Raw genomic sequence first — 21,079 nt, 5'->3', positions numbered from 1 at the left:
TAACACAAGCCCGTTCCCCACAGGCGTGGGGATGAACCGGATTCGATAAACGCCGCTTGGTCTTCGTAGTCCCGTTCCCCACAGGCGTGGGGATGAACCGCACATGATGAACCTGCCGGTGGCCGAGGCCATCCGTTCCCCACAGGCGTGGGGATGAACCGCTGCCGGTGCCTTCAAGGGATCAGGGCGTTAACCCTGACGGATCCCCACGAAATAGATAAGAAAATCAGGATGATATGATTGAAAAGGCCTGCATGGGTCGGCATGTTGTTAATCGCCAAACCAACAATATGCCTAAGGAGACCCATGCAGGCCCCTCGATTCTTACATACTCTGCTGACCTCATCACTCCCCCTGGTCCATGCCAAGCGCCTGCAGGCGCTGCTCGACACGGTGGGTGCCCTGCTGGGCGAGCGCCGCCTGGGCTTGACCGCCCTGGGGCGTGCCTTGCCAGGGCCAGTGGCTACCAAGCACACCATCAAGCGAGTCGATCGGTTGCTGGGCAACCCTCACCTGCATCAGGAGCGTCCCCTGTTCTATTGGCTCGTGGCCAGCCTGCTGATTGGCCACATGACCCGCCCGCTGATTCTGGTGGACTGGTCGCCGATTGATGACCGTGGCAAACGGTTCTTGCTGCGCGCCGCGGTGCCCTTTGCCGGGCGCTCGCTGCCAATCTTCGAGAAAGTCCACCACAAGGATGGCTGCCAACACTGTGAGGCATACTTGTTGGCCGCTCTGGCCGAGATACTGCCTGACAACGCCACGCCGATCTTGGTCACCGATGCGGGCTTTCGTAATCCCTGGTTCGAGGCGGTTGAGGCACGTGGTTGGTACTACGTCGGCCGGGTGCGTAGCCCGGTTCGCTGCCAGCTGCCAGGGCAGGCGTGGCAACCTGTGTCAGACCTGTTTCCGCAAGCGACATCGGTACCGCGGGCGCTGGGTTCCGTGCAAATTGCTGAGAGCAATCCACTGACCACCCGCATGGTGCTCTACCATCGGCCGCCGCAGGGGCGCAAGCATCGCAACAAGCGCGGACAGGTCTCCCAGGACAGCCGCAGCCGGGCGATTGCCCAGCGCCAGAAGGAGCCTTGGGTGCTGGTCAGTAACCTACCGGCGCGCTCAACGCTGGCGGACAAGTTGGTGGCCATTTACCGGCAGCGCATGCAGATTGAAGAGGGCTTCCGCGACGTCAAGAGTCCCCAGTTCGGGATGGGCTTCGGCATGCATCAGTCTCGCCAAGGCAAGCGGATCGAAATCCTGCTGCTGATCGCGATGCTGGCCAATGTCGTGGTGATGGTTGCCGGTCTTCAAGTCCGAGACAGCGGGCAACAGCGACGCTACCAGAGCAACACGATCCGTCATCGGAACGTTCTCTCCGTGTGGCGTTTGGGACTGGAGTGGCTGCGACGTCATTGTGTCGGTGCTGTCCCATGGCCCTCTTGGAAGACAGTTCTGACGAGCCTCCAAGGGGAAGTCAAAGAGCAGGCCTTATGCGATGGATAGCAAAGTTCGTGGGGATTCCTCAGGCGTTAACCGTTCCCCACAGGCGTGGGGATGAACCGATTGGGCGCGACATAGCATGCGCCCAGCAAAGCCGTTCCCCACAGGCGTGGGGATGAACCGCCATTATGGAATTACGCCGCCAACTGCACGGCCCGTTCCCCACAGGCGTGGGGATGAACCGCTCCTCGATCAACGATTGCCTGGGTGGCTAGACCGTTCCCCACAGGCGTGGGGATGAACCGCTCAAGGAACCAGAGGGACGCGTGCGGTGGATCCGTTCCCCACAGGCGTGGGGATGAACCGCCGAACGGGTCAAAGGGTTGGCCCACGGCATCCCGTTCCCCACAGGCGTGGGGATGAACCGACAGGCAGGTCTAGCAACCTAAGTTATCCGCTCCGTTCCCCACAGGCGTGGGGATGAACCGCCTACCGCAAAGAGCAGGAAGTCATCGCCCGCCCGTTCCCCACAGGCGTGGGGATGAACCGGCAGCCCTGGTATTGGCAAATCGGCCATCATCCCGTTCCCCACAGGCGTGGGGATGAACCGATTTCCCTTATAGCATCTTCTGGCCCCATTACCCCGTTCCCCACAGGCGTGGGGATGAACCGCGCAAGCCACGCTCAGCCACCCCGAATACCTCCCGTTCCCCACAGGCGTGGGGATGAACCGGCGAGCCTGGGCGAGTTGGAGCAAGAATACGCCCGTTCCCCACAGGCGTGGGGATGAACCGCCCCGCCAGAGCTCGACGACGAAGACGAGCTCCCGTTCCCCACAGGCGTGGGGATGAACCGTGCTCGAGGACGTGACCAGCAATGCCCAGGGTCCGTTCCCCACAGGCGTGGGGATGAACCGCCTTCTATCACGTCGAAAGCGAGCTCCTATTCCCGTTCCCCACAGGCGTGGGGATGAACCGGCGCGCACGCCTGGTGCTTCAACGATCTGCCGCCGTTCCCCACAGGCGTGGGGATGAACCGCCCACAATGAAAACTGAGTTCATGCTGCTGGCCCGTTCCCCACAGGCGTGGGGATGAACCGTTTGGGATATGCCAACTTTTGTATGCCGTCAACCGTTCCCCACAGGCGTGGGGATGAACCGTTTTCCCATTCCACAGTAGTGGCGGTGGTTAGCCGTTCCCCACAGGCGTGGGGATGAACCGGTATAGCTGGAAATACGTGCGGGCCTGCCGAGCCGTTCCCCACAGGCGTGGGGATGAACCGCTATCAACAAACAGCAGCCTATTCACACCAGCCCGTTCCCCACAGGCGTGGGGATGAACCGGGCATACGCGCTACAGGTAGGCATATCGGCGGCCGTTCCCCACAGGCGTGGGGATGAACCGTCCAGCTCAGCGGCGTAGGTCATGCGCACCGTCCGTTCCCCACAGGCGTGGGGATGAACCGGCGTTGGGGTCGATGTCTGGCCAGAATCCGTTCCGTTCCCCACAGGCGTGGGGATGAACCGCATGTCCAGTAGCTGCTCGGCTTTGAGCGGTTCCGTTCCCCACAGGCGTGGGGATGAACCGGTTTTGTCGTGGACGTTGTTGTCATGGCCACGCCGTTCCCCACAGGCGTGGGGATGAACCGCCTTCGGCATTAGCATGGCTGGCATGGGCCAGCCGTTCCCCACAGGCGTGGGGATGAACCGAGGGTGGCGACGTATGACGTTTGATGACTGGACCGTTCCCCACAGGCGTGGGGATGAACCGGCGAGAATTATTGGAGAGTTTCACTAAATGGTCCGTTCCCCACAGGCGTGGGGATGAACCGGCTCTGGAAACCAGCTACGAGCCCATCTATCCCCGTTCCCCACAGGCGTGGGGATGAACCTAAAACCAACCGCGCCGCCTGGAACCTTGCGGCCCGTTCCCCACAGGCGTGGGGATGAACCGAGCATCATTGATGGAATGCTAGCCGCCGCACCCCGTTCCCCACAGGCGTGGGGATGAACCGGCAGAAAATGAATAGGAGGTATTACTATATCTCCGTTCCCCACAGGCGTGGGGATGAACTGTCTGCACCATGAGCAGTATCAACCGCGCTAAACCGTTCCCCACAGGCGTGGGGAACGGTTTAGCGCGGTTGAGGGTTTCCACCGTAGTTTCGCCCGCCCCGTTCCCCACAGGCGTGGGGATGAACCGACGCCATGACGAGCGCATGGGACGCCATCGGCCCGTTCCCCACAGGCGTGGGGATGAACCGCTCTTGCGCTTGGTAGGCTGCGCCACAAACCCCCGTTCCCCACAGGCGTGGGGATGAACCGAGAAGGCAACGCTGCTGCGCGCCGTGGTCACGCCGTTCCCCACAGACGTGGGGATGAACCGGCTTCCTGCGCGCGGCGTTCCGCGTTCACGCCCCGTTCCCCACAGGCGTGGGGATGAACCGCTGAAGCGCCGAGGGATCGATCTGAGGCACATCCGTTCCCCGCAGGCGCGGGGATGAACCTGGTACTCGGTTGAGCGCTACTATGGTGGGCTTGATGCAGCGCTACTTTCTGCGGGCGCTGACACTATTTTCTATTTCTGGAAAATTCCGCCAGCGCCTAAACGATGCGTTTACGCTCGTGCCTGCCATCGAAGAAGTGATGCGCACCGTCGGGAATATGGCGACAGAGATGGTGAAAGAGGCGCATGTGGTGGTGGCGGAGTAAGTGATGCTCCTTTCAAGTATCCGCAAAGGCCGCCAGTAATGAAGCGGTCAGTATTGGCGATGGATTAGCTCCGGTCAGAATCGTGGCGATATGAGCCCCCTGAGGCCACTGGTCACGCATGGCATAGGCGGCTGCCAAGCCGAGTGCCCCTGCGGGTTCCAACAGCAGCCCCAGATGTTCCAGGCCAAGGCGCATGCCCTCTTCGATACGGGCTTCGTCCACGAGCCAAATGTCATCGACTACATCACGCATATCCTCCAGTGCCTCGGTAATAGGAGCGCGAACCGCCACGCCATCGGCCATGGTGTCCACGCGATCATTAGTGACGAGCGTACCGCGCCGCCAGCTTTGCCAGGTGGCATCCGCGCCTTGAGGGCAGATGCCGATGACTCGGGTAGCGGGGGAAGAGGCTTTGAACCAGCGGCCTACGCCATTGATAAGCGCGCCATTACCAAGGGGCACCAGCAGCGTATCGAAGGTGTCACCGTTTGCGAGCATTTCGACCGCAATCGTACCTGCGCCTTCGGTAATGGCGGCTTGTCGGCCATCTTCTACAAACAGGCTACCATTCTGTTTAGCAAAGCGAGCCGCTGCCTGCTTGGCTTGATCAAAATCAGCTCCCATGCAAATAACCTTCGCGCCTAGTGCGCAGATACCTGCAACTTTAAGTGGGTTAGCATTGTCAGCGACAAAGACGCTAAGGGGCAGCCCATGTTGCTTGCAAGCATGCGCCATGGCTAGCCCCCAGTTCCCTGCACTGGCGCAAACCAGCGGGGCAGGTTGTTCTTGCTGAACATGGTGGGAGACAAAATGGTCGGCACCGCGCCCTTTGAAGTTGCGCAGGGGGTTGAGCGTTTCGACCTTCACTGTCATGGCGACGCCTAGCGCAGCATCAAGTGAGGGCGAACGATACTGCGGGGTTGCCAGGAAGGTAGGGGTGATGCATCTGGCAGCAGCGGCAATATGCTCCAGCTTGATGCGGTGTTCGCTGCGTTGAGGGGCAATTAGCTCGGCGTGGCGAGCGATCGGCTGTAAATCTTCCGGATGCTCTATACGATCCACCATGAGCAGGCCATCAAGGTGGTCTACCTCGTGCTGGATCAGTTCAGCCAATGACGCTGAAAGGTGATGCCAGTGGCAGGTTTTGCCGTTTTTGTTTTGGTACGTCAGGCTGATACTGGCGTGGCGCCTGACATTGGCAATATGGCCGGGCACGCTCATGCAGTCGTCCCAAACTGGCCGAGTCTCTTCACTTCGCCAGACAATGAGTGGATTGATCAAGGTAAAGGGGCGGCCGCCCAATTGAACTGCCACGATGTGTAACGGCTCGCCTATTTGCGGGGCAGAGAGGGCACGGCCGAAACCGTTTCGCGCTTTGAAATCGGCAAGTGTGGCATGTAGTTCGGAAATTACCTTTGCTATATCGGAGGTGATTTCTTCTACTGGCTGTGAAACGGCTCTTAAGCGTGGGTCGCCTTCGGTCAGGATCGTGCGTATTTGGTTCATGGTGTTGTCTCTGCCTGTATGGTTAAGTCTTTGCTTGCGTTGCGTTAGCTTAACGGGCAAGACCTTTTTACTGGCCGCATATCCTGGCGGGCCATTGCGGGGAGATTGCATAATGAGTGACCAAACTGCGGGCGAGCGGCCCACAGAGCAACTGGATGATCTTGATCGTCGGATTTTGGCTATTTACCAGCACGATACGCGCGTGACGGGGGAGAGTATCGGGCAAGCGGTTGGCTTGTCGGCGGCGGCTGTTCAGCGGCGGCTCAAGCGGCTAAGAGCGCGGGGTGTTATTGTCCAGGAGGCGGCGCGTTTAGATGCCAAAGCACTCGGCTGGCCAACTACCTGCATTGTCGGTGTCGATCTCGAGTATGAACGCAACCAACATGTCGATGAGTTTAAGCAGCGGATGCGAGAGCACCCCAATGTGCAGCAGTGTTATTACGTCACAGGGAGCATGGACTTCGTGCTGATCGTAGTGACCCGTACGCTGCAGGAGTACGAAGATTTTACCCGCGAAGCACTGATGGAACACCCCAATGTGCGTTCGTTCACAACGATGGTTGCCATGGACGCGGTCAAGTCGGGATACGCATTGCCTTTAAGTGACTGAGCCTCTGAGTATTATGCTCTTTCAGCCGGATGAAGAGTACTTCATCTGTGCCCCTCATCCACGAGGTACTTATGCATCGCCATGCTCTCACCTACCGGACCTTCGGTAATCCACTTGAAACATTGAACATGGAAACGGCTGAGATGCCTGAACTGAGCGCGAATAAGCTCAGGGTCAGTATGCTGTGTGCTCCCGTGAATCCCTCTGACCTGATTCCCATCCACGGAGCGTACTCGCATCGCATAGCACTGCCCGCCGTTGCGGGCTACGAAGGCGTAGGGCGCGTGATGGAGGCACCTCAAGCGTATGCTTCGCTGATCGGAAAACGTGTGCTTCCACTACGCGGTGAAGGCACTTGGCAGACGCTTGTGGATTGTGACTCTGCGCTTGCCGTGCCTGTCCCGGATGACATTCCTGATGCTGTGGCTGCACGGGCCTACATCAATCCCCTGGCAGCCTTGACGATGCTGGAAATGTGGCCTGTCAGGGGCAAGCGTGTGCTGCTCACTGGCGCGGGTTCGAATTGCGCGGAATACCTAGGAACATGGGCCTACCAGCATGGGGCTCGTGAAGTCATTGGGGTATACCGCTCCGAGAGCCGAGCCGCCCGCCTCGAACAGCTGGGTATTCGGCCCCTATCCCTTCAGGATACGTCGCAGATCACCCATGTGGCGCGCGTGTCCGATGTGGTCTTTGACGCCTTGGGCGGTCCAGTAGCCTCGAACATTCTGCAGTCAATGGCGCCTGGTGCGATGTTTATCGCCTATGGGTTATTGACGGGGCAGGCTGCTCAATTGGATGGCAAACCTCGCGCTCATTACGGAAGGTTTCATCTGCGCGATAGCTTGGCCAGGATGCCTGCAGACACCTGGCAGCATCAGTTCCTGGCCATCTGGAAGCTGCTGAGCCAGCTAGAGATGCCGAATTATCGCGTGTTTGCATGGCAGGATTGGCAGCGAGCGGTCGAGGCGGTGCTGCAGCCACAGAGCCAGAAAAGCCTATTGGACTTTACTCGCCTGGCGTAGGCGATGATGACCGTAGAAAATCAGCCCGGGCGCTGAAACTGCCTGCGCGCCTGTTCCACCTGTTCGCGTGTGATGCAGTGGAGCGAGTGGTCGTTGAGCAGCCCCATGGCCTGCATAAAGGCGAACGCCGTGGTGGGGCCGAAGAATTTCCAGCCGCGTTTTTTCAGCTCCTTCGCCATGGCGATGGATTCTGGCGAGGTGGTCTGCGATTGGGGGGCCACGGTGTCGCTGGGCTCATAGCGCCAGAAGAACGCCGCCAGCGACCCTTCCTGCTCGACCATCTCCTGGGCGCGCTGGGCGTTATTGATGGTGGCTTCGATTTTGCCACGATGACGAATGATGCCCGCGTCTTGCAGTAAGCGCTCCACGTCCTGTTCGCCAAAGTGGGCTACCTGATGAAAATCGAAGCGGTGAAAAGCGGCGCGAAAGTTGTCGCGCTTATTGAGGATCGTGCGCCAGCTGAGCCCCGACTGAAAGCTTTCCAAACAAAGTTTTTCGAACAGGCGCTGGTCGTTATCGACCGGAAACCCCCACTCCTGGTCGTGGTACGGCAGGAATTCTGGCGCTCCTGCGCACCACTGGCAGCGGGGTTGCCCATCCGGGGCGATAAAGCCGTTCGTCATCCGTCGTGTACCGTGGTGGTCAGAGGATCAGGCAAACCATTCCCGAGCGGTGCGCCACAGGCACATGCCGGTGAAGTAGACCGATGTCAGCATTCAGCCCCACAAGGCCCAGGAGGCATGGGTGGGGTGCGAGAGAATCAGCGAAGTCGTGCACACACACCACACCAGCGTGACCGTGATGTTCAGCGGCATGAATTGCCGTACCCGGAAAGGGTGCAGAAACTTCATGCGGGTGACGGTGAGGGCCGCCATGAGCAGAATGATCGCGAAGGTGACAAATGGCGGAAAATCAAGAATGTAGAAGTAGGCGGCGATGATGTTCCAGGCAGCAGGAAAACCGACAAAGTAGTTGTCCTGGCTTTTCATGTTCACGTTGCAAAAGCAGAACATGGAGGAGAGCAGGATGATGAAGACCGAGAGCAGTTCGAAGTGGGTGGGCAGCTCGACGAAAAAGTAGATGAACAGCGCCGGGATGAATGCCCAGGTGAGATAGTCGATCACCATATCCAGCGTGGAGCCATCGAAGTGGGGCAGAATGGTCTTCACTTCATACTTGCGCGCCAGGGTGCCGTCCAGGCCGTCTACCATCATGGCGGCGCCTAGCCACAGCAGGCAGGCCACGGGGTTGTTATCGATCAGCGCCAACAGCGCCATGGTGCCCAGCAAGACACCGCTGGCAGTGAAGACATGCACGCTCCAGGCCTTGTAGACCGAGGCGCGCGATTCTGTATGTGAAGAGAGCAATTGAGCCACCTTGACCCCATGGGGAACGGCCGTTCCCTTTCTATCAGGTTTATAAATGAGCGTATAAAGAACGCTACACTACTACAAGAGTGCCCCCCTGGAATACGTTGGTCTTGTGACCATTGCGGGAAAGTGGCGCGTCGGGAGTGCGGGTTTGATGGGCCAGATACGCGTTGCTCAGCCACTGTCCTGCCCAGTCCAGGGTCTGTTCGTTGGCACTGGCATAGCCAAGCACCAAACCGAATCGCTTGTTGGCGGAAAGGTAGTAATGTGACAGTGGCGACAGTGTAATGCCCGCCTGGGCAGCATGACTGACCAGAGCCGTTTCCTCCTCGATACTGCTCAGCTCGGCCAGCAAGTGCATGCCAGCATGCCCCTCCGATAACCGTAAACCTGCCGCAACGGCGGGGGCCAGGGCGGCGCGTAAACAGCGTTGGCGGTGACGGTAGGCCGTCCGCATGCGGGTGATGTGGCGGGTGAAGTGGCCACTGGCCATGAAGGCGGCCAGTGCCGACTGGAGTGGGTAGTGACCCTCTCGATGTAAACGGGCCTGGGCCCGGCACACATCGGGAGCGAGTTCAGGCGGGGCGACCAGATAGCCCAGACGCAAACCGGGATACAGGACTTTACTGAACGTGCCCACATAAATGACCGGCGCCTGCTCGGTCAGCCCCTGGAGTGATGGGAGCGGTGGGGTGTCATAGCGAAACTCACTGTCGTAATCGTCTTCGATGATCCATCCACCGCAGCGTTCAGCGACGTCCAGCAGTGCCAACCGGCGAGTGACGGGCATGGTCACGCCGGTGGGGTATTGATGGGAGGGGGTGGTATAGATCAGTCGAGGGGCGGGAGCACTCTTTTCGCCCAGAGCCGGGTCGAGCCCGTCGGCATCAACAGGAACGGGTGTGACATCGAGCCCAGCTGCCAGAAAGCAGGCTTTGGCACCGCCGTAGCCAGGCTCTTCCATCCAGACCGCGTCGTCAGGGTCGGTCAGTAGCTGGGTGATCAGCTCGAAGGCTTGCTGTGCCCCTTGAGTGATGATGACCTGTTCAGGCTGGCAGCGTACCGCCCGAGAGAGCCTCAGGTAGTCGCTGATCGCCACTTTCAATGCTGCCAGCCCGCCGCCGGTCTGATAATCCATCCACGCCACATCGGCGTTGCGCTGATGCTGGCGCACAAGCCGTTGCCACTGCGCTTCAGGAAACAGGTCCAGGGCGGGTACGCCGGGTGAGAACGCTCGGTAGCCGTTGCTGAGCGTCTTGCTCAGCGCCAATAGGGTGCGCCCTCGGGAAGAGTAGTGAACGGCCTTTGGAGGCGGTGCGGTCTCGGTATCCAGCACGCGAGGCAACTGCGCTACGTAAAGCCCCGCCCCTTGGCGTGCCACCAGCAGCCCCTCGGCCAGCAGCCTGTCCGTTGCCGCGAGGACGGTATTGCGGCTGACGCCCAGCGCATCCGACATGTGACGTGACGAAGGCAGCCGCTGGCCAGCCGTAAGTTTACCCTGGCGTACCCACTCCTTGAGCGGATGGTATAGCCGCTGACTGAGCGATCGCGTTGCGTGTTGATGCATGCGCAAGGCCAATGCGTCGATGATCCAGTCACTGTCGCTGGCGCTCTGTTTCACTGGTTCTCCTGAAAGGGTGCAAAGTGGCTCTTTTTAAGGAACCACTATAGCGGCAGACTGGGGCATTACTCCATGACTATCGAGGCAATGACATGACCCAGATTCGTCCAGCGGTGTTTGATGACCTGGCTCCCTTGAGTGAGCTGCTCGATGGCTATCGCCAATTTTACCAACAGCCCAGCGACTTGCCGGCTGCACGGAGGTTTCTCGAATTGCGGATGGGGTTGGGCGACTCCTACATTCTCGTCAGTGAGGCGAGCGATGGCTCACTGACGGGGTTCGTGCAGCTCTATCCGGGTGTTTCCACCGTGGGGCTGAATGCTCGGTGGACGCTCAATGACCTCTTCGTGCAGCCAGCGTCGCGCACGCAAGGCACCGGCAGAGCGTTGATGGAAGCCGCCGCCAGGCTGGCCCAGGAGCATGGAGTCGCACGTTTGATCCTCATGACTCAGGTAGAGAATCAGCGCGCCCAGGCGCTTTACGAGTCACTGGGCTGGCAGCGCAATACGGCGTTTTATGGCTATTTGCTCGACATAAAATAAACGTTTTTACACGGCCATTTAGTGGATGGTTTTTGCCGCAAGCCCTAACCAAGCCACGGTGGCGTCACGATGCGTGCGGGCTCCCGCTGCATGATGATGTCACCGTGGCGGACGGAGAGCAGTACGTCACCCTGGTTGCGTAGCACGCTGTAGTCGTCTTCTCCATCCAGCAGGTTGAAGCTGGCGGGTTTGCCCACCTCGATACCGTAACGCGCCTCGATGTTGAGCGTGCGGGCGCTGTTGTCGGTGATCAGCGACAGCGCCTGGCTGAAGTCCTGATAGCCCATCATCTGGCAGATATGCAGGCCAAAATCCAGCGTTCGCAGCAGCTTGCCGTTGCCCAGCGAGTACCAGGGGTCGAAGATGGAGTCTTCGGCAAAACAGACGTTGATACCGGCTTCGTTGAGTTCCTTGACGCGTGTCACGCCGCGCCGTTTGGGATAGGTGTCGAAGCGCCCTTGCAGGTGGATGCTTTCGGTGGGGCAGGAAATGAAGTTGATGCCCGAACGCTTGAGCAGCAGAAACAGTTTCGAACAGTAGGCGTTGTCGTAGGAGTGCATGGCGGTGGTGTGGCTGGCGGTCACGCGGCTGCCCAGCTCATGAAACAGTGCCTCACAGGCGAGCACTTCGAGAAACCGCGAGTTGGGATCATCGATTTCGTCGCAGTGCACGTCCACCAGGCGGTCGTACTTGATGGCCAGCTCGATGACGCGCTTCATGGACGCCACGCCCAACTCTCGCGTGTACTCGAAGTGAGGAATGCCGCCTACCACATCGGCGCCAAACTCCAGCGCCTCTTCCATGAGCTTGTCGCCGCCGGGGAATGAAAGCAGGCCATCCTGTGGAAAGGCCACCACCTGAATGTCGATTTTGTCCTTCAGCTCGTCTCGCAGTGTGCAAAGGGTTTTCAGGCCTACCAGGCTGGGGTCGCTGGTGTCGGCATGGGTGCGCACGAACTGCACGCCGTTGCCGATCAACAGGTTGAGGGTCTTCAGTACGCGCTCCCGAATGTCCGCCTCGTCAAGCAACGGCTTACGCTCTCCCCAGCGTTCGATGCCCTCGAACAGCGTGCCGCTCTGGTTCCAGTGAGGCTCGCCAGCGGTCAGGGCCGCATCCAGGTGGATGTGCGGCTCGATAAACGGCGCGCACAGCAGCTTGCCGCCCGCATCCCTCTGGTCTTCGCCTGCCGTTTGCGGCGCATCCTGAGCGGTGATTGCGGTGAAGACGCCGTTCTCGATGTCCAGCCGATAAAGCCCAGGGCGCTGGCGAAGGCGGGCATTGATGATCTGCATGTTCATAAACAGGTGCTCACTTATTGTTTGGCCGTCGATGGGAAGCTATCACCCAGCGTAGCGTGCTTCAGACGTAGCAGCACGGCGTAGCTGCCTGCCGCGACTGCGACACCCACCAGCGGCGGTAGTAACGGAGAAAAATAGGCAGCCCCGGCACCAATGGCATAGGCGGCGAGGCCGCGCCGATTGAAGTCGGGTAGCTGCGCAGAGGCCAAAGCAGGGTAGCGGCCTCGGTGCTTGAGCCAAAAATCAGCCATGATCACCCCGCCCATGGGAGGGATAAACGTGCCGAGCAGCACCAGAAATGGAATGAGCAGGTTGTACATACCACCTACCGCCAGCACGGTACCAATGGCGGCGCCGCTGACGGTGACCAAGCGGCGCTTTTCGGTGCGCAGCAAGTTGCATCCCGCCACGGCGAAGTTGTAAATCGTGTTGTCCTGGGTCGTCCATATGTTCAGGAACAGCATCAATACCGCGAGGGAGAGAAAGCCTTGGGCAATGAGAACATCGACGATATCTGCCTGCTGGTAAATCATCGTGCCCAAGGCACCGGTCAGCACCATCAATCCATTGCCAATGAAAAAAGCGGCCAGCGTTGCGATCACCGCAACTTTCGGCGTCCTGGCAAAGCGACTCCAGTTGGTCGCCTGGGTGCCACCGCTGATGAAGGTACCGATAATCACGGTGATCGCCGCTGCGACACTCATACTTTCCGTTGGCGTTTGCTGGCTTAATCCTGCAAAGCCGCGCACATCGACCAGCCCGGTGAACAGGCTGATCAAGATGAAGAGCATCATGGCGGGTACGGCGAAGCGCGATAGCCAGTCCATGCCTCGATAGCCGATCATGGCGGTCACGCAGAATCCAAAGCCAAACAGCACCATCAAGGGGATTTCCAGCCATTCAGGCATCCCCGTGGTGCGTACCAGTACCAGAGCTATCGTGGCGGTTCCCCAGGCGTACCAGCCAATCTGGGTGAAGCCGAGGATGATGTCAGAGAGTTTGCTGCCTTTTTCGCCGAAACAGAACCGCCCCATCAGGACGGCATTCAGGCCGCTCTGGCAGGCGATATAAGCCAGCGTTGCTGCGTAGATACCCAGTAGCAGGTTGCCTGCCACGATAATCCACAGTAACTGGCCAATCGGGAAGGCTTGGCCCAGGGAGCCACCCGCCCACATGGTGGCGGTGAAAAAGGTAAAGCCAAGCAGTACCGCTGAGGTAGAGAGTAGCCCTTTCCGAGCCTGGAGGGGTACTTCGCTAAGTGGGTAGTCTGAATGGTGCATCTTTTTCCCCTTCGATACGTCGTCGCGTGTCATGGTCAAGAAAGATGCAGCAAGCCGCATGCCAATCAGGCGTGGTCAGGTAACAAGAAACGTTTAAATTTTTAGCCACTCGTGCGCGTCTTTAATGGTAGTTTGCGAAAAGAAGACATGAATAACGAGCGCGCACGCGCACAACAAGGTAACGAACGCTCTGCATGGCGTGGCGCTAACATGCCATTGACAGGATCGATGATCAGCAATGGGGCGATGTGGCAAGACGTGGCTGAGGGGGAGTCGGCCAATATGGAACCATCCAGTTCGCAAGAACCACCGTTGCCAGCCGCTGGGCTGCCCTGGTATCGCACCCTGGTCGGCAAAGTGGCGGCCTTCATGGTGTTGGGCGTGGTGTTTGCCTATTCCATGGGCGCCTTGCTGGGCTTGACCATTGTGGAGCGCAGTGCACGCGAACAGTGGGCTCGGGAAGCGCTGGTGAATGCCCAAATCGTGAGCGCTACGATTCGGCGCATCTACACGAACGTGGCGGTACGCACCGACCCCTCGGGTCAAGTGACGCACCTGGTGTCGGAACAGGCCCTTGGGGATGAAGACTCGGTGCTCAGTACCGGTTTCAGTCCCGTGGATGTGTTGGCGCTGGCGAGTGCGCAAACGCGCCACAACGTCTGGCTGTTTTCCCGCTTACCGGATGGCCGCTTCAGCATGGTCGCCGATGCCCATCACGGTGAAGACGTCTCGCTCACACTGCCTCAAGTCCCGGAGCTATCGCTGGCCGCGTCCGGTAACGAGCCGTACGTGGGTTTTGCCTGGCTTGGCCATGAGGAGCACTTCATCAGTGCGCTGCCCATCGTGTCTTCCCAAGGGGAGCTATGGGGGGTGTCGGTCGCCTCCATTGGCACGAAGGCGACGCTGTATCACGTGGATCGTGAGTTTTTGCTGAAGGTTGTCGCCTCGCTGGGCATCGTGCTGTTGGCCACGGCCTTGCTGTTGAGCCTGTTGATGCATCGGCTGTTCAAGCCCGTGCCGCGTCTGATCAAGGCGCTGACGCATATTTCCCATAACCGAACCGAGCAGGCAACGCCCTACACACAGCGCCAGGATGAAATTGGCTGTATGGCCCAAGCCATCGAAGCGTTACGCAAAAAAGTCGTCGAGCGTGAGCTGCTGCTGGAGGTCAAGGAGGAGGCGCTCAAGTTCCAGCACCTGGCGCACCACGATGCGCTGACCAAGCTGCCTAATCGTGTTCAGTTCAACGATGCCTTGCGGGATGCCGTCGCACAGCTGCCGAGCGGTGAGCGCTTCAATGTGATGATTTTTGATCTGGATCGCTTCAAGGCCGTCAACGATACGTTAGGGCATGCCGCTGGGGATGAGCTGCTGGTCCAGGCCAGTCGACGGGTGCAGCAGCTGTTGGCCGAACGCGAGCTGGTGGCGCGTCTGGGGGGCGATGAGTTCGCGATTCTCCAGCCTGTTCACCACCATGCGCTGGACGAAGCCAGTGTGCGGGCAGGGCGGCTGGTCGCTGCGCTGCGCGAACCCTTTGACCTGCAGGGAGAGCGCGTCCAGATCGGTGTCAGCATCGGGATTGCCTTGGCCCCACGGGATGGCGAAAGCAGCCATACCCTGTTGCGCAGTGCCGAGGTGGCGCTCTACGCCGCCAAGGCCATGGGGCGAGGGCGTTATCAGGTGTTCAGTAGCGGCATGACCATGGGAGCAGGTCATGGTGTCTAGCGGAAGTGCGTGGAGTGCCGCTCTAGTGAGTGGGCTGCTGGCGGTGGGCATGGCCAACGCCATAGAGCCGGTGGCCGCGATCAACATCGATACCCTGGAACGCCTCAGGGAAACCGGCACGCTACGGGTTGGCTATGGCGATACGGCGCCTTTTTCCTATGCGGATGATGAGGGGCGCGTGGTGGGGTACTCCATCGAGCTGTGTCAGCGGGTGGCGGAGCATCTACAGCAGCAACTGGAACTCCCCCGGCTGGAGATCGAATACGTCTTCCGTACGCCGGGCAACCGGGTGCAGCTTTTGAACAGTGGCGATATCGATATCGAATGCAATGCCAGCACGAATACGGCGGAGCGCCGTCGTAGTGCCGATTTCTCGCTGAGCCATTTTTTCGTCTCCGTGCGCTATGTCGCGCTGGCCAGGCATGAGTTTGCCACGCTGCAGGATCTGGCGGGGCGCAGCGTCAGTGTGGCGCGTGGAACGGTGAATGTGGGTCAGATCAATCAGGCCAACCGTGAGCAGCGTTTGAATCTGTCGGTGGTGCCGGTGGAAACGCTTCAGGAGGCTTTTGACCTGGTCACCCAGGAGCGGGTGGCGGCATTTGCCATGGATGACATTCTGCTGAGCACGATGATGGCAGAAACCGGCAACCCCGACGCCTATCGCCTGTCGGAAGAGGCGGTGACGGCGGAGGAGCCGTTGGGGCTGCTGATGCGCCGAGGCGATGACGCCTTTGTCGAGCAGGTCAACCAGGCGCTGCGCCAGATCTATCAAAGCGATGAGATGCTGGCGCTTTACGAGCGGTGGTTCCTGCAGCCGTTGCCCGGCAAGGGGATTACCCTGAACGTGCCGCTGAGCGAAACGCTGAAAAACCACTTTTCCAATCCCCAGGCCACCCCTCAGGCTATTTTAAGAAACTAGGCGCGGGCTTTTTTAGCCGTGGCAGTACTGGGGGCTTTCTCACGCCGTTCGGCCAGGTGCTCTACCTTGCGCTGCTTTTCGTACAGGAAGCGCAGCACTTCCTGGCGGTAGCGGTTGTAACGAGGGTCGTCGGCCAGCGTGATACGGTTGCGGGGGCGCGGCAGGTCGATATCGAGAATTTCACCAATGCGCGCCGAGGGGCCGTTGGTCAGCATGACGATACGATCAGACAGCAGCACGGCCTCATCCACATCGTGGGTGATCATGATGACGGTGTTCCCCAGCTCGTCCTGAATGCGCATCACCTCTTCTTGCAGGTGGGCGCGTGTCAGCGCATCCAGGGCGCCAAACGGCTCATCCAGCAGCAGTACCTTGGGCTCCATGGCCAGAGCGCGGGCGATCCCTACCCGCTGCTTCATGCCGCCGGAAATCTCTGAAGGGCGTTTGTTGAGGGCATGGGACATACCGACCATGTCCAGATTCTTGAGGATCCAGGCGTGGCGTTCGGCCTTGGTCTTGCGGCGGGCAAAGGTCTTGTTCACCGCCAGCGCCACGTTCTCGTACACCGTGAGCCAAGGCAGTAACGAGTGGTTTTGGAAGACCACGCTGCGGTCGGGGCCTGGCGCATTGACCTCCTTGCCATCCAGGATGACCGCGCCAGAGGTCGAGGAGGTGAGCCCGGCGATGATGTTGAGCAGGGTCGACTTGCCGCAGCCCGAATGGCCAATGATCGAGATGTACTCACCCTTGGCGACGCCCAGGTCGATCTCCTTGAGCACGTTGGTAGTGGCACCTTTGGTGGCAAAGGTCATGTCCACCTGCTCGACGCTTAAATAGTGTGAAGCCATGATCCAATCTCCTGGGTTAGCTTTGGGTGGTGCCACGGGTCACGCACTGGCCGATGAAGGCCACGATGCGGTCAAGAATGAAGCCCACGATGCCCACATAGATGAGTGCCAGCACGATGTCGCTGAGCATGGAGGCATTCCAGGCGTCCCAGATGAAAAAGCCGATGCCCACGCCGCCAATCAGCATCTCGGCGGCCACGATGGCCAGCCAGGAAAGCCCTACCCCAATGCGCAGGCCCGAAAAGATATAGGGTGCGGCGGCGGGCAGCATGATGCGGGTGAAATACTCCATGCCGTTGAGGCGAATCACTCGGGCCACGTTGCGGTAATCCTCGGGGATATTACGCACCCCCACTGAGGTGTTGATGATGATGGGCCAGATGGCGGTGATGAAGATCACGAAAATGGCCGAAGGGGTGCTGTCCTGAAACCCGGCCAGTGAAATCGGCAGCCAGGCCAGCGGAGGCACGGTGCGCAGCACCTGAAACACGGGGTCGAGGCCACGCAGGGCCCAGGTCGATTGGCCCACCAGCACGCCCAGGCTGATACCTACCACCACCGCCAGCAGGTAGCCATAGGCCACGCGTTCCAGGCTGGCCAGAATCTGCCAGCCCATGCCCTTGTCGTTGCCGCCGTAGTCGTAGAAGGGATGAATGATCAGCTCCCAGGTATCGTTGAGCACCTGCGAGGGCGGCGGCAGCGCCGCGCCAGGATGGGAGCACAGCGCTTCCCACAGGCCGATCAGAATGGCCAGCACGACCACCGGCGGCAGCACGTTCTTGACCAGGGTATCGCGCAGGCGTAGCAGCACAGGGTGCACGCCTGGCATGGAGGTAGACAGCGTATTGGCTCTTGATGAAGTCGTCATGAGGCTCTCCCAGGCTGCCTGGCTCAGGCCAGCGCCTTGATCTCCAGGCTATCGAGGTAGGCTTGCGGGTTTTCCGGGTCGAAGACCTTGCCGTCGAACAGCGTTTCGACGCCGCGAGAGGTGGAGTCCGGAATGTCTGCCGAGGCCACGCCAAGGGCGTGAGCAGCTTCTCGCCACAGGTCTTCGCGGTTGACCTGCTCGATCAAGGCCGCGCTATCGAAGTCCTGCGGCAAGTAGCCCCAGCGCTTGTTCTCGGTCAGGAACCACAGGTCGTGGCTCTTGAAGGGGTAGGAGGCGTGCTTGTCCCAGTAGCGCATCATGTGCGGATGGTTTTCCACGACGCGCCCGGTGCCGTAATCGAAGTTGCCCTGAATACGGTCGATGAGGTCGGCATAAGGCGCATGAATCCAGCGGCGGCGTGAGCAGATCTGGGCCATCTCCTCGTGGTTGGCTGGGTCTTCGCACCACATTTGAGCTTCCATGATGGCCATCAGCAGCGCTTTGGTAGCGTTGGGGTGGGCTTCTACGTAGTCGCTGCGCATGGCGAAGGCTTTTTCCGGGTGGTCGTTCCACAGCTCGCCGGTGGTATTGGCGGTATAGCCGATGCCCTGGTTGATCAACTGCTGGTTCCAGGGCTCGCACACACAGAAGGTGTCCATACTGCCCACCCGCATGTTGGCCACCATCTGGGCCGGCGGGATGGTAATGGTGGAGATGTCGCGGTTGGGGTCGATGCCCCCGGCGGCCATCCAGTAGCGAATCCACATGTCGTGGGTGCCGCCGGGGAAGGTCATGGCAGCGCTGACTTCGCTGCCTCCGCTGCGCTTTTCCGCCAGAGCTTGGGCAAACTCACGGGTATCCAGCGCGACCTTGAGGTCGGCGTACTCATCGCCCACCGAGATGCACTGCCCGTTGAGATTGAGGCGCGCCAGAATGCTCATCGGCACGGGAATGTTGTTGGGGGTCATGGCACCGCTGGCGATCAGGTAAGGCATGGGCGTCAGGATGTGCGCGCCATCGATCCCGTTACGCTGTGAACCCAGTACCAGGTTGTCTCGGGTGGTACCCCAGGAAGACTGCTTGAGGACCTCCACATCGGTCATACCGTGCTTGGCAAAAAATCCTTTTTCATCGGCCACGAACAGCGGCGCTGCATCCGTCAGCGCAATGAAACCGAGTTTGGCCGACGTGGTTTCCAAAGCGCCGTTGGCAAAAGCCCAGCTCATGGGCAGGCTGCTGAGCACGGCAGAGCCTCCCACCACGGCGGCGGAGCTTTTGAGAAAGTGACGACGTTCCGGTGAGTGGGACGAAGAGATTTTTTTACGCATGACACGGTTCCTGCCTTTTGGAGACAAAAACGGCGCCTGCAATCAGCCCCCGTTGAGGAGCTGTTGCAGACGCCGTTGTCTGTTGATCGTCTTTTTTATCGCCAGGCCCACGTTGGCCCAGTTTGCTATCCCCTTGTCTTGTGCAGCTAACATGCCAAATGGCTTAGTCGTTTTTGCGAAACATCAGCTTTTCAAAAGGTTAGTCATAAGAGTCGAAGGGACGTCTTGTTCTCGAAGGAGGCAGGGATGATGCGGTGCAGCGTAGAAATGGTGCAGTTTTAGCGAAGCTGCACGAAAAAGAAGCAGGACTGTTAGCAAGTTATCAATAACGTCAAACAATGTGAACTCTATTGTCTCATTAGTTACCTTCCATAGAATGCCATCCACACATTGAGGCTTGCGTAGCGAGCACTATATTAAAGAAAAGACGCTCTCTAATGGACTGGCAAACGACGCTTTGTCGGTAGGGGGGTGGTATGAAGCGATTGCTGGCAAATATCTCGGTAAAAACAAGTCTGACGTTCACGTTGGCTATTTTTTCTTTGTTGATCATGACCATTGCTGTTCTTGGTCATTTAGCGGGAAATAAAGGAGGGCATTCATTAGAAGCCATGGATGAGCTGTCGATGCATCAGATGTTGCCCCTGGCGCGTACTCAGCGCTCAGTAGGTTTTGCCCAGTTGGCGTATTTGAACAGTGTCGTGGCTTCCGAAGATGGTCAGCATCAGCAGGCGCAAACCTATCTGGTCGAGGCCGAAACGTTTCAACAATCTGCTCAGAGTTACTTCTCCGAATTTGAAGCCTCCGACCCACGTGGTATGAACAACGAGTTGGCCGAGGCTGTGATTACCGCCTTTTACGCGGTGATGCAGGAAGGCTTGATTCCCATGGAGGCGGCGGTAACAGCGGGTAATGAGGCACAGCTAAACGCGGTGCGTTTAGCCATTATTCCGCTTAATCAATCGTTTGTTACGACTAGCATGGCCTTTAACGGCTATCTGGCCGAGTATGCGGATCAGTTGATCGACCATTACGAGCGCGATATGCAAGTATTTGGTTATATTGATATTGCTGTGATCGTGGCTGCGCTGTTCATTATCGTGCTGGTGCGCATGGCCATGGTGGGGTCCATCGTCAAGCCCCTGGATGAAGCCGTGGTGCATTTCGAGCGTATTGCCGAAAACGATCTGTCATCCCGCGTGGACCTGCGCGGAAGCAATGAAATTGGCAAGCTGTTCAGCGCCATGCAGCGCATGCAGAGTGGCTTGGCGGCCACGGTAGCGACCGTGCGCGACAGCAGCGGCTCGATCTACATCGGCGCACGAGAAATTGCCGGGGGCAACGCGGATTTATCGTCGCGCACCGAGCAGCAGGCGGCTTCCTTGCAGGAAACCGCTGCCAGCATGGAGCAGTTGACCCAAACCGTGAAGCAGAACGCCGATAACGCACATCAGGCCAGCACCCTGGCCAACGATGCTTCGGGTAAGGCGGTAGAGGGCGGCGACGTGGTCGAGCAGGTCATCTCGACCATGCACGGGATTTCTTCGAGCTCCCAGCAGGTGGCCGATATCATCAACGTGATCGACTCGATTGCCTTCCAGACCAATATTCTGGCGCTCAATGCCTCGGTCGAGGCTGCCCGGGCAGGCGAGCAGGGGCGCGGTTTCGCGGTCGTCGCCAGCGAAGTACGCAACCTGGCCAGCCGCAGTGCCGAGGCGGCCAAGGAGATCAAGCGATTGATCGATGCTTCCACGGCGCAGGTCAATGAAGGCTCTCAACTGGTAGAAAAAGCCGGTGCCACCATGCGGGAAGTCGTCGGGTCGGTACGCCGGGTCACCGACATCATGGATGAAATATCGGCAGCCTCCCAGGAGCAGAGCGCGGGCATCGAGCAGGTCAATCAGGCCATCGCCCAGATGGATGAGGTCACCCAGCAGAACGCGGCGCTGGTGCAAGAAGCGTCTGCGGCGGCCAGTTCGCTGGAGGAG

16 protein-coding genes, 1 pseudogene and 2 CRISPR repeat arrays are annotated in these 21,079 nt (G+C 59.3%); of the genes and pseudogenes, 8 read left to right on the top strand and 9 right to left on the bottom strand.

Features of this window, described 5'->3' with window-relative positions; all coding sequences use genetic code 11:
• The first annotated feature begins 306 nt into the window (after positions 1–306).
• Together B7L71_RS14165 and B7L71_RS17370 are read left to right on the top strand one after the other, a co-directional pair.
• Complete coding sequence (locus B7L71_RS14165; protein ID WP_139790142.1) at positions 307–1,503, top strand: IS4 family transposase; 1,197 nt, start codon at positions 307–309, stop codon at positions 1,501–1,503.
• A 29-nt stretch (positions 1,504–1,532) separates the two neighbouring features.
• Positions 1,533–3,515: a CRISPR direct-repeat array (repeat unit 29 nt; unit sequence CCGTTCCCCACAGGCGTGGGGATGAACCG).
• Positions 3,516–3,612: 97 nt separating this feature from the next.
• Positions 3,613–3,947: a CRISPR direct-repeat array (repeat unit 29 nt; unit sequence CCGTTCCCCACAGGCGTGGGGATGAACCG).
• 33 nt (positions 3,948–3,980) lie between these two features.
• Positions 3,981–4,151, top strand: a complete 171-nt coding sequence (locus B7L71_RS17370) for a hypothetical protein (RefSeq protein ID WP_170919509.1) — start codon at positions 3,981–3,983, stop codon at positions 4,149–4,151.
• 12 nt (positions 4,152–4,163) lie between these two features.
• Here B7L71_RS17370 and B7L71_RS14155 read toward each other — a convergent pair whose 3' ends face one another.
• Positions 4,164–5,801, bottom strand: a complete 1,638-nt coding sequence (locus B7L71_RS14155; RefSeq protein ID WP_139790141.1) for a pyridoxal-phosphate dependent enzyme — start codon at positions 5,799–5,801, stop codon at positions 4,164–4,166.
• Here B7L71_RS14155 and B7L71_RS14150 point away from each other — a divergent pair.
• Both B7L71_RS14150 and B7L71_RS14145 read left to right on the top strand, forming a co-directional pair.
• Positions 5,770–6,267, top strand: a complete 498-nt coding sequence (locus tag B7L71_RS14150) for an Lrp/AsnC family transcriptional regulator (protein WP_081138732.1) — start codon at positions 5,770–5,772, stop codon at positions 6,265–6,267. The genes B7L71_RS14155 and B7L71_RS14150 overlap by 32 nt on opposite strands.
• A gap of 47 nt (positions 6,268–6,314) precedes the next feature.
• Positions 6,315–7,292 (top strand): zinc-dependent alcohol dehydrogenase family protein, encoded by a 978-nt coding sequence (locus tag B7L71_RS14145; RefSeq protein ID WP_249273269.1) that lies wholly within the window; start codon positions 6,315–6,317, stop codon positions 7,290–7,292.
• Between the two features lie 20 nt (positions 7,293–7,312).
• Here B7L71_RS14145 and B7L71_RS14140 read toward each other — a convergent pair whose 3' ends face one another.
• From B7L71_RS14140 to pdxR, 3 genes and pseudogenes are all read right to left on the bottom strand, one after another.
• Positions 7,313–7,915 (bottom strand): DNA-3-methyladenine glycosylase I, encoded by a 603-nt coding sequence (locus B7L71_RS14140; RefSeq protein WP_081138730.1) that lies wholly within the window; start codon positions 7,913–7,915, stop codon positions 7,313–7,315.
• A 27-nt stretch (positions 7,916–7,942) separates the two neighbouring features.
• Positions 7,943–8,659: pseudogene (gene pcsA, locus B7L71_RS14135) on the bottom strand (phosphatidylcholine synthase).
• Between the two features lie 73 nt (positions 8,660–8,732).
• The gene (gene pdxR, locus B7L71_RS14130) at positions 8,733–10,229 is read right to left on the bottom strand and encodes a MocR-like pyridoxine biosynthesis transcription factor PdxR (protein WP_081138787.1); all 1,497 of its coding nucleotides are present in this window, start codon (positions 10,227–10,229) and stop codon (positions 8,733–8,735) included.
• Positions 10,230–10,375: 146 nt separating this feature from the next.
• Here pdxR and B7L71_RS14125 point away from each other — a divergent pair, with 146 nt between their 5' ends.
• Positions 10,376–10,825 (top strand): GNAT family N-acetyltransferase, encoded by a 450-nt coding sequence (locus B7L71_RS14125; RefSeq protein ID WP_081138729.1) that lies wholly within the window; start codon positions 10,376–10,378, stop codon positions 10,823–10,825.
• Positions 10,826–10,869: 44 nt separating this feature from the next.
• Here the strand turns inward: B7L71_RS14125 and codA are convergent, their stop codons facing one another.
• Complete coding sequence (codA, locus tag B7L71_RS14120) at positions 10,870–12,123, bottom strand: cytosine deaminase (RefSeq protein ID WP_081138727.1); 1,254 nt, start codon at positions 12,121–12,123, stop codon at positions 10,870–10,872.
• Positions 12,124–12,137: 14 nt separating this feature from the next.
• Positions 12,138–13,403 (bottom strand): cytosine permease, encoded by a 1,266-nt coding sequence (gene codB, locus B7L71_RS14115; protein ID WP_081138726.1) that lies wholly within the window; start codon positions 13,401–13,403, stop codon positions 12,138–12,140.
• Between the two features lie 282 nt (positions 13,404–13,685).
• Here codB and B7L71_RS14110 point away from each other — a divergent pair, with 282 nt between their 5' ends.
• Together B7L71_RS14110 and B7L71_RS14105 are read left to right on the top strand one after the other, a co-directional pair.
• Positions 13,686–15,128, top strand: a complete 1,443-nt coding sequence (locus tag B7L71_RS14110; protein WP_249273267.1) for a GGDEF domain-containing protein — start codon at positions 13,686–13,688, stop codon at positions 15,126–15,128.
• The gene (locus tag B7L71_RS14105) at positions 15,118–16,047 is read left to right on the top strand and encodes an amino acid ABC transporter substrate-binding protein (RefSeq protein ID WP_249273266.1); all 930 of its coding nucleotides are present in this window, start codon (positions 15,118–15,120) and stop codon (positions 16,045–16,047) included. The genes B7L71_RS14110 and B7L71_RS14105 overlap by 11 nt, the downstream gene beginning before the upstream one ends.
• Here the strand turns inward: B7L71_RS14105 and B7L71_RS14100 are convergent.
• Genes B7L71_RS14100 through B7L71_RS14090 form a run of 3 tightly spaced genes read right to left on the bottom strand, consistent with a single transcriptional unit; the run spans position 16,044 to position 19,091 of the window.
• The gene (locus B7L71_RS14100; RefSeq protein ID WP_081138721.1) at positions 16,044–16,895 is read right to left on the bottom strand and encodes an ABC transporter ATP-binding protein; all 852 of its coding nucleotides are present in this window, start codon (positions 16,893–16,895) and stop codon (positions 16,044–16,046) included. The two genes, B7L71_RS14105 and B7L71_RS14100, sit on opposite strands and share 4 nt — an antisense overlap.
• A gap of 16 nt (positions 16,896–16,911) precedes the next feature.
• A complete protein-coding gene (gene ntrB / locus B7L71_RS14095; protein ID WP_249273265.1) occupies positions 16,912–17,763 on the bottom strand; it encodes a nitrate ABC transporter permease in 852 nt (283 codons plus the stop codon).
• Between the two features lie 23 nt (positions 17,764–17,786).
• The gene (locus tag B7L71_RS14090; protein WP_016915167.1) at positions 17,787–19,091 is read right to left on the bottom strand and encodes a CmpA/NrtA family ABC transporter substrate-binding protein; all 1,305 of its coding nucleotides are present in this window, start codon (positions 19,089–19,091) and stop codon (positions 17,787–17,789) included.
• 476 nt (positions 19,092–19,567) lie between these two features.
• Between B7L71_RS14090 and B7L71_RS14085 the strand changes: the two genes are divergently transcribed.
• The coding region (locus B7L71_RS14085) for a methyl-accepting chemotaxis protein (protein WP_081138720.1) at positions 19,568–21,079 on the top strand (1,512 nt) is incomplete at its 3' end.

It is taken from the genome of Halomonas sp. BC2 (assembly GCF_002078115.1).
GTDB classification, from domain to species: Bacteria; Pseudomonadota; Gammaproteobacteria; order Pseudomonadales; family Halomonadaceae; genus Vreelandella; species Vreelandella stevensii.
Note: the sequence above shows the minus strand (reverse complement) of the source record. Positions and strands in the feature narration are given on the sequence as shown.

Bases quoted from the DNA above. Each gene is read 5' to 3' on its own strand.
- B7L71_RS14090 (WP_016915167.1), bottom strand. From the start codon at position 19,091: ATGCGTAAAAAAATCTCTTCGTCCCACTCACCGGAACGTCGTCACTTT.
- B7L71_RS14125 (WP_081138729.1), top strand. From the start codon at position 10,376: ATGACCCAGATTCGTCCAGCGGTGTTTGATGACCTGGCTCCCTTGAGT.
- B7L71_RS17370 (WP_170919509.1), top strand. From the start codon at position 3,981: ATGCAGCGCTACTTTCTGCGGGCGCTGACACTATTTTCTATTTCTGGA.
- B7L71_RS14110 (WP_249273267.1), top strand. From the start codon at position 13,686: ATGGAACCATCCAGTTCGCAAGAACCACCGTTGCCAGCCGCTGGGCTG.
- B7L71_RS14165 (WP_139790142.1), top strand. From the start codon at position 307: ATGCAGGCCCCTCGATTCTTACATACTCTGCTGACCTCATCACTCCCC.
- ntrB (WP_249273265.1), bottom strand. From the start codon at position 17,763: ATGACGACTTCATCAAGAGCCAATACGCTGTCTACCTCCATGCCAGGC.
- B7L71_RS14100 (WP_081138721.1), bottom strand. From the start codon at position 16,895: ATGGCTTCACACTATTTAAGCGTCGAGCAGGTGGACATGACCTTTGCC.
- pdxR (WP_081138787.1), bottom strand. From the start codon at position 10,229: ATGCATCAACACGCAACGCGATCGCTCAGTCAGCGGCTATACCATCCG.
- B7L71_RS14105 (WP_249273266.1), top strand. From the start codon at position 15,118: ATGGTGTCTAGCGGAAGTGCGTGGAGTGCCGCTCTAGTGAGTGGGCTG.
- codB (WP_081138726.1), bottom strand. From the start codon at position 13,403: ATGCACCATTCAGACTACCCACTTAGCGAAGTACCCCTCCAGGCTCGG.
- B7L71_RS14140 (WP_081138730.1), bottom strand. From the start codon at position 7,915: ATGACGAACGGCTTTATCGCCCCGGATGGGCAACCCCGCTGCCAGTGG.
- codA (WP_081138727.1), bottom strand. From the start codon at position 12,123: ATGAACATGCAGATCATCAATGCCCGCCTTCGCCAGCGCCCTGGGCTT.
- B7L71_RS14150 (WP_081138732.1), top strand. From the start codon at position 5,770: ATGAGTGACCAAACTGCGGGCGAGCGGCCCACAGAGCAACTGGATGAT.